The sequence below is a fragment of the Chitinophaga sp. CCNWYY40 genome (assembly GCF_037483205.1).
Lineage (GTDB): Bacteria > Bacteroidota > Bacteroidia > Chitinophagales > Chitinophagaceae > Chitinophaga > Chitinophaga ginsengisegetis.
Genome location: NZ_JBBHLF010000020.1, coordinates 1 through 2,261, shown reverse-complemented (window position 1 = coordinate 2,261; position 2,261 = coordinate 1). Strand labels below are relative to the sequence as shown.

1 protein-coding gene is annotated in these 2,261 nt (G+C 49.8%); it reads left to right on the top strand.

What is annotated here, in order from left to right; genetic code table 11:
- A partial coding sequence (locus V7S65_RS32180) for a non-ribosomal peptide synthetase (protein ID WP_339547041.1) occupies window positions 1-2,261 on the top strand: 2,261 nt, incomplete at both ends.

Below are 2,261 nucleotides of genomic sequence, written 5' to 3'. Positions count from 1 at the left end.
CTGACCGTTCTGGAGTTGAAACCGGGTGAATATGAATTTATCTGGACCCATCATCATATCCTGATGGATGGCTGGTGTGCAGGCGTATTGATCAATGAGTTCTACCAGATCTACCGCAGCCTGTTGAATGCAACTACACCGGTACTTGCGCCCGTTATTCCCTATGTTAATTATATCCGCTGGTTGGCGGAACAGGACCAGGACAGCAGCCAGGCTTATTGGGAATCTTACCTGTCGGGTTATGAGCAGGCAGCGTCTATACCGTTTAGAAAAGCAGACAGTGAGGGTTATATCGGAGGAGAAGAAAAGCTGGTGTTAAGCGGAGAAGAAGTAGCAGGAATTAATAGTCTTTGCCGGTCTGCGGGCATTACAGAAAATACGTTTATGCAGGGGGTGTGGAGTTACCTGCTGGGCCGGTATAACAATACGGAAGACGTAGTGTTTGGCGCCGTGGTATCCGGTCGTCCTGCCGGTCTTGCGGGGGTGGAAAATATGATTGGTTTATTCATCAATACCATCCCGGTGCGTGTGCGGTATGCAGGCAGCATGACAGCGCTGGAACTACTGCAACAACTGCAACAGGATGCTATCAGCAGCATGGCTCATCACTACGTTAAATTATCAGATATCCAATCACGCAGTGTGCCTGGTAATCGCTTGTTTGATCATATCCTGGTGTATGAAAACTACCCGGTGGAAGAACTGGTATCGGATGGACTGGCGGCCGGAGAACAGGGAGCCGGCCTGGATGCTCTTTCCCTGCAGGGTTCAGAAGTGGTGGAACAAACCAACTATGATTTTACCGTATTGGTATCACCTTCTTCTCATGGCAAGGGGATACAGGTATTGTTCAGGTATAACCGCGCTTGTTTTGCAGAAGAGGATGTACAACGTATCAGCGCTCACTTCCGGCAACTGTTAACCGGCTTTACAGCACATGCCAGCCAGCCGTTGCAAACACTGTCGTACCTGACAGCAGCAGAACAGGAGTTGTTATTACATACCTATAGCGATACGGCAGTAAGCTATGACCGGGGAGACACTTTGCCGGGATTATTCCGCCGTCAGGTGGAGTTACAGCCGGATGCCACAGCATTGGTATATGATGGCCGCAATTTTACTTACCGGGAGCTGGATGAGTGGTCAGGCCGTTTAGCATCTTATCTGCATGCACACTATACACTGTCAGGGGAAGAGCTGATCGGGATAAAACTACACCGGAGCGAATGGCTGATTATTTCGTTATTGGCCGTCCTTAAATCCGGTTGTGCGTATGTGCCGGTTGATCCTTCTTATCCGGAGGAGCGGCAGGTTTATATTGCGGAAGACAGCCACTACAAAGTATGCATAGATGATGGTTTACTGGCATCGTTCCGGGCAGGAGAGTATTCGCCGGATTGTTATCAAGAAGTGAGGGAAGATCAGCTGGCGTATGTGTTATACACCTCCGGATCTACCGGTCAGCCGAAAGGCTGTATGCTGGAGCATAAGGGGCTGGTAAACCGGCTCCGGTGGATGTGGGAGCATTATGGTTTTACGGGCGGAGATGTGGTGTTACAGAAAACCACGTTTACGTTTGACGTATCGGTATGGGAGCTGTTTTTACCATTGTGTTTTGGTTGTAAGATGGTATTGTGCGATGATGATACGGTGTATTCACCGGTACAACTGGCCGCGCTGATCCGTGCCCATGAAATAAGTAATGCGCACTTTGTGCCGGTGATGCTGCAAAGTTTTATAGAACATGCAGATATCGCTTCGCTGTATAGTCTGCGGCGTGTGTTTACCAGTGGAGAGGCGCTGCCTGTTGTAACGGTAACCGGGTGGTATCGTCAAACGGAGATCCCGTTATACAATTTATATGGTCCTACAGAAGCCTCAATAGATGTAAGTTATTACGATACGAAACCGGGTATAAATAAAGTACCGATAGGTAAACCTGTAGCCAATACGCAGCTGTATATCCTGGATAATTATGGTGGGCCGGCTGCTGCTGGTATAACCGGGGAGATCCACATTGGCGGAGTACAGCTGGCGCGTGGGTATTACAACCGCCCGGCACTTACGGCGGAGAAGTTTATGGTGCATCCGGTATTACAGGAACGTTTATACCGCACCGGCGACCTTGGCCGCTGGTTGCCGGACGGCAATATTGAATACCTGGGCCGGTTAGATGACCAGGTGAAGATCCGTGGTTACCGTATAGAGTTGGGAGAAGTGGAACATGCCATCAGTCACTTACCGGGTATTGGCGCCGCAGT